5 protein-coding genes are annotated in these 6227 nt (G+C 45.8%); all 5 read left to right on the top strand.

Annotation, left to right across the window (positions count from 1 at the left end):
* Positions 1-342 precede the first annotated feature (342 nt).
* Positions 343-1797: a radical SAM protein gene (locus AB1797_12360; GenBank protein MEW5768391.1), complete on the top strand. Its 1455-nt coding sequence runs from the start codon at positions 343-345 to the stop codon at positions 1795-1797.
* Positions 1798-1810: 13 nt separating this feature from the next.
* The gene (locus tag AB1797_12355) at positions 1811-2674 is read left to right on the top strand and encodes a methyltransferase domain-containing protein (GenBank protein ID MEW5768390.1); all 864 of its coding nucleotides are present in this window, start codon (positions 1811-1813) and stop codon (positions 2672-2674) included.
* A 120-nt stretch (positions 2675-2794) separates the two neighbouring features.
* Positions 2795-3850, top strand: coding sequence for a radical SAM protein (locus AB1797_12350; protein MEW5768389.1), 1056 nt, complete (start codon positions 2795-2797; stop codon positions 3848-3850).
* A 42-nt stretch (positions 3851-3892) separates the two neighbouring features.
* Positions 3893-4492: a DapH/DapD/GlmU-related protein gene (locus AB1797_12345; protein MEW5768388.1), complete on the top strand. Its 600-nt coding sequence runs from the start codon at positions 3893-3895 to the stop codon at positions 4490-4492.
* Positions 4493-5019: 527 nt separating this feature from the next.
* Positions 5020-6015, top strand: a complete 996-nt coding sequence (locus AB1797_12340) for a lysylphosphatidylglycerol synthase domain-containing protein (protein MEW5768387.1) — start codon at positions 5020-5022, stop codon at positions 6013-6015.
* The last annotated feature ends 212 nt before the right edge of the window (positions 6016-6227 follow it).

Genomic DNA, 6227 nt, shown 5'->3' with positions numbered 1-6227 from the left:
GAATAGCACACGGATGACACAGATTTTGGCGGATTCTCACGGATTTTTTCTAATAAATTTTTATCCGTGTCAATCCGTCTCATCCGTGTAATCCGTGTGCTATTATTGGTAATCTTTGTGCCTTAAGAGCTGAATAGTTACAAAAATTCCCCCTCAACTTTCATTACCCCCTGAACGGTTACCGCTATTTTTTGCAGGCATGTGGTAATCTGATGTCTGGTAGTCTGGTAGGCGGAACACCAGGCTACCAGACACCCGGTGGCCGGAGGGGCTATTTGTAAATGGCTGAAACGATGAACATCGCCAAGGTAGTTAATCGAGAGATTGGAATAGGAGGCTTCGATGAAAGTTTTGTTCTTAATTGGGCCGGATGACCCTAAAGAAAAAAATACCTATCTGGTCAGAGTTGACCGATGGCCAGGGAGAAAGATGAGGAAGTACTTTAAGGATACGGTCATCCAGGTTTATCCTTTTTGGTTGGCGTATTCAGCGGCTGTTTTAAAACAAGAAGGATTCGCGGCTTCCTTTATCGATGCCATGGTAGAGCAAATTACTATGGAAGAAACGATGAGACGGATTAAAGACATAGCCCCTGATCTGGTTGTCATCCAGACCTCTACCCCCTCGATTGAGATCGATCTGGAGATTACGAAAAGAGTGAAAGAGACGGTCGGCGCCCCCACGGTGCTAGTTGATTGCCACGCTACTTATTTCCACCAGGATTTGATCCAGAACCCCTATGTTGATTTCATTGTCAGGGGAGAAATGGAAATGGGGATAAAAGAAATCGCTACTATCCTTAGAGATAAAGGTGACTTCAGGAAGGTCTTGGGCATTACTTACAAAGAAGATGGCCGGGTGGTAATAAATCCGGACCGTCCCTTGATTAAAGACCTTGATACCCTTCCTTTCCCTGACCGGGACCTGATCGATCAGCGTAACTACCGGGAAGAATTATGCCGGCACCCCCCGTATTTCCAGCTCTTTGGCAGCCGGGGTTGTCCTTTTAATTGTGTTTTCTGTCTCTGGATCGGCCCTATGTTTCGGCACAAGGTTCGACTTAGAAAGGTATCCAAGATATGTGATGAAATTGAGCACCTCAAGGAAAGATACGGGGCCAGAGAGATATTCCTTTATGATGACACCCTTAATGTAACTATTGATCGGGTGATGGAGATATGCCAGGCATTTATAGACAGGAAGCTCAATATCCACTGGCTTTGTCAGATGAGACCGGATAAGACCTCCCCGGAGATGTTCCGGATGATGAAGAGGTGCGGCTGCCGGCTGGTGGTCTTTGGCATAGAGTCCGGGTCTCAGAAGATGCTGGATGAATCCATTGGCAAGAGGGCCACTCGCGAACAAGGTATGAACGCCGTTAAATGGTGTCAGGGAGCCGGAATAACCGCCCATACGACCTTTGTCGTGGGAGTGCCGGGCGAAACAAAGGAGACCATAGCTGAGACGGCTGCCTACATCAAGGAGCTTAAACCGGAGGCCTTTCAGGTCTCCATTGCCACCCCTTATCCGGGAAGTCGTTATTATGAAATGATTAAGGATCAACCTCATGACTGGCGGGATTTTGATGCCAACTCCGGGGCATCATTTTGTGAAGACTTAACGGCTGAGGAGCTTCAGCAGGCTATTCACCAGATGTATACTGGATATTACCTTACTCCTTTAAATCTCCTCAAAAGAATTTTCAAGATCAGGAGCTGGGATGATTTTATGGCCAATTGGGATCAGGGCAAGGCTTTTATTGGTAGATACCTGGCGCGTAAGGCCTTGAAAAAATAGGGGACAAGAGTTAATGCTATTAGGAAGGCTGCTTGGTTTTACCATAGGAACTATTGATAGGATTGCCTACGGCGCGGCCAAACTTATGGGGGAGCCTCAGGCTAAAGTCTGGCAGGGAACAATGGATAAGCTCGACGAGATGATTGAGCAGGACCGTCTCAGGGTCATCCATCTGGGATCCTTCACGCGAAGTCTGATGCGTTCGATGGAGCTAAGTATGCTGTGGGGAGTGAAAGACCTCTTGGCCAGGCCGCTCCTGGATTTGGGGTGTGGAGACGGTCTGTTTTCAGCCCTGCTTTTACCCCATATCGAGGCCGGCATTGACCTGGATGGCCAGGTCCTGGAGAAGGTAAGGCCTTTAGGGGTGTATCAAGAGCTGAAACAGGCCGATGCTACCAAACATATTCCTTTTAATAACGCTCATTTTGGCGCTATCCTGGCTAATTCCGTGGTAGAACATATCCCGGATACTGAGGCGCTCTTGAAGGAGGCCTCCAGGGTCCTGGCGCCAGGGGGAGTATTTGTTTTTACCACCTATACCGATGACTTCACTCGCTATCTGGAACATTTCTTTGGTCCTAAAGAAGCGGCCAGGATTAATGAAAGGATATACCATACCTCTCTCTACCCGGCTGAAAAGTGGCCGCGGATGCTTGAAGAAAATAACCTGGAGATGATCGAGTGCCGAAGATACCTTCCCTACCAGACCGTGGTGATGTACCGGCTCTTTAATAGTGCTCTTTTTAAGCTAATAGAATTTAGTCTAAAAAAGTATCTCTGGCGATTATCCCGGGACAGATTTTGCCGACTCATCCGCGATTCTATCTATCTGGGAGAGGAAGGGTGCGGGATGCTGATAGTGGCCAAGAAGAGGTAACTCCAGTAGTTACCCATAGCTAAAAATAATCTGGACCATCTAAGTAATCGGTGTAATCTGTGTTCCCAATAAGGGCTGAGTAGTTACCCCGAAATATTGAAAAGATACGAGGATGATCTTATGAACCGATATCTTAAATCAGCTTCATCGGTGGTCAGGTTTCTGGAGTTTACCGCCTCCTATCTGAGTAACTACAGGATCACGCCAAAGCCGTGGACCTTAATCTGGGGGGCAACTTATCGTTGTAACAGTAAATGTAAATACTGTGAACGGCCACAAATGGCCCTGGAGCGAAAAGAGCCTGAGTTGACTACCCAAGAGGTAAAGAAATTAGCGGATGAATTGGCTGACCTGGGTTTAAGGGTTTTTAGCATCACGGGAGGGGAACCTCTGCTGAGAAAAGACTTCTTTGATATTGGCAAATATATCACCAGTAAAGGGATAAGATGTCAATTTGTTTCTAACGGTTCCCTGATTACCCTAAAGAATATTCAACGGATAATAGATTCCTTTGAGGCCGTGATTATTTCTTTAGACAGCCTTGACCCGGCGGTCCACGATAAGCAGCGGGGAATGCCTGGTTCCTTCCAAAGGGCCATGCAGGCCATAGATTTGCTTTCACAACGCCAGGCTAAATTTGGAATACAGACAACTATGACCAGGGATAACATAAATGAAGTGATTAAATTAATGAAGTTTACCAAAGACAAAGGCGGCAGATTCCTGGTTCAACCGGTAAACGACGTGGACCTGCCCAGGGTGTGGGATAAGAACTTACTTGATTTTGATTTTGACCGCTTGAAAGAACAGTGGGCGCAAATAGTCAATGATTTTGATTACAGGGGAAGGCTGAGTAAATGGCGAAATAGAGAATATCTGGAAAAATTTCCCCTCTTTTTGGAACACCCGGCTGAGGCCGGCCAGACCTTTATATGCTATGCCGGCTCTCATAATTTCTATATCGACCCCTACGGCGATGTCTTTCTTTGTGAGACTCTAAAGGAAGTATATGGTAATGTCAGAGAAAGGCCACTAAAAGATATTTGGAGGGATATGCGGGAGGCCAGACAGCGGATAAGTTCTACCGGTAGAAGGTGTGTCTGCTGGTATAATTGCACGACCAAAGACTACTTGCCCCTGACAAAATTTCTTCGTCCCCTTAAAAGTAGACAGTAGACAGGCGGGACTACTGTCTAACTGTCTACTGTCTATTGTCTGATGAGCCATGATTTATCACAGTTTGATGATACCTTTTTAAAAAAGATAGAGTCCCAAAGATCTGTCCTTTCCCGCCTTCTTTGGCAGGCAGTCAAGATCTTCTTTCGGGCATTTCCTATTATTCCAGGGAAGCTTTATCCCTCGGTACTTAGACTTTTTGGGGCTAAATTAGGAAAAAATGTCGTTATCCGGTCTGATGTGGACATTCTTTATCCCTTTAATTTAGAGGTAGGCGACCAGTCCTTAATCGAGGCTGAATGTTATGTAGCCTGTTACGCCCCGGTCAAGATAGGCAGCAATGTGGCTATTGCCACCCGGACCGTGATTATGAATGGGACACACCGGCCTTTTGATCCTAAATTTACCGTTATTGCCGAGCCTATTACCATTGAGGATGGAGTATGGATAGGATGCAACTCTACTATTCTGGGGGGCGTGACTATCCACCAATCGGCTGTGATTGGGGCCGCTTCCCTGATTAACAAAGATGTCCCACCTTACACCTTAGTGGGCGGGGTCCCGGCCAGACCAATCAAAAGGTTTGATCCTAAGGAGAAACGGATAATAGACCTGAAAAGTAGCCAGGGGAATAGGAATTAGCGCCTATCCCAAAACCTCACGGTCACGGCAATCGCGAATCGCGAATTGCGAATTGTGGACTTCGACACTTTATGTGGCGGCTGGCAGGCTCTGTTCAAGAAGCCTGAGAATTTCCTCGCACTCGCATGATTGACTTGAGATACTGAAAATTCTCTGGCGCCATAACGCCCATCGTAACTGCCTCAACATTGCAGAAAACGCCGGCATTCGACCGCAGTTGACTTTTTTGGGCTGGGAGAGTGCCGATTCTCCTGGCCGCCATCACAGCGGCAAAGAGTGTCCAACTTCACGAATTGCGGGACGGTTCAAATCGCCCATTTTGGTGTGAAATCTCGCATTTTTTATGGAGTTTAGGCTTTAGCCTTTCATAATGAAATCCTAAAGGATTAACTCCAAGAAGTTAACTTTTAGCCGCAAGCTTTCACAGTAAGGTGAACCATCCCACGAATTGCGAATTAAAAAATAGATTCGCGATTCGCAATTCGAGATTAACGATTCATTTCAGAGCGGAAGATCATCTATTATAAATGAACTCGAAACCCGAAACCCGAAACCTGAAACTTACCCTCCTGTCCATCTTTGGAACCCCCTGGCTAAAATGGGCTTATATTATCATCTTATTTAGTGGGGCTGGATATTACACGGTTGTCAATCTCGGGAAATTCCTTCAGTTGCTTAACCAAACCAGGTTAGAAATGATCGGGCTGGCCCTTTTAACTACGGTCATAGGGATTATGTGGTTCGGTTTCACCTATTACTCTCTTTTCCGGGATATGGGGAGCCGCATTTCATATCCGCAGGCCATTAAGATAACTACCTTTTCTCTCCTGGGCAAGTATCTTCCAGGCAAGGTCTTAACTTTTGGAAATTTTTACCTCTTCTCACGGGAGATGGACATCCCCACGCGAACTATTGCCTTTAGCTTTCTTTTAGTCAACTTGATGATCATATTGATTGGTCTGTTATGCGGACTCCCGCTTCTTCCTATACTTCTTCCTTCTCTAAGCTATTCGATTATCCTCTTACCTGTCATCTTAATCCTCGCACTTCATCCGAAGATTTTGCGGTGGATAATTATCTTTATCTGGAAATGGATCAGAAGATATCGAAAAGAAAGCCCGTCTATCGACCAACCATTTCTGGAAGAATTAGACCGGCGATTTTACTTCAAGATTACGATTTTCGTGCTGATCAACTTCGTAATTGGTGGGACAGCCTTCTATTTTAGCCTGGCTGCTTTCGTGCCTCTTCCTTTAGTCGGGTATCCCCTCTGTGTATTTGGGGCAGCTTTATCGACGACCATCGGTTTTTTGGCCCTCTTTGCTCCGGCCGGAATAGGCGTTCGAGAAGGCGTAAGCGTGGTTGTGCTTAAATCGATAGCCGCTCCGGAGGCTGTGGTCATGGCGGTGATAGCCTCCAGGGCATTGATGGCCGTAGTTGAAGTGGGAGGTGCTTTAACTCTGATAATTCTGAAATTAGCGTATTTGACTAATATTTTTCAAGTTAAGAGAATTGATAGATGAAAATGCTCTATCATAAGTACTTCTAAGTCATATTCCCGCCTGATCTTTCTCATAATTTGCGTAATAGTCAATTTCGAAAAAGCTCTTTGAGCTTTCAACCGCATTGCTAGCAAATAGGCTATTACCTTGATTAGTAAGGAGGCATAGAGTCCATTACCCTGTAATTGCATAGACTTTATCTTGAAGGTGGATTTGAGAATTTTCCAGAAGCA

The organism is bacterium, assembly GCA_040753085.1.
Taxonomy (GTDB): domain Bacteria; phylum UBA9089; class JASEGY01; order JASEGY01; family JASEGY01; genus JASEGY01.
This window is presented reverse-complemented; position numbering and strand designations above follow the sequence as displayed.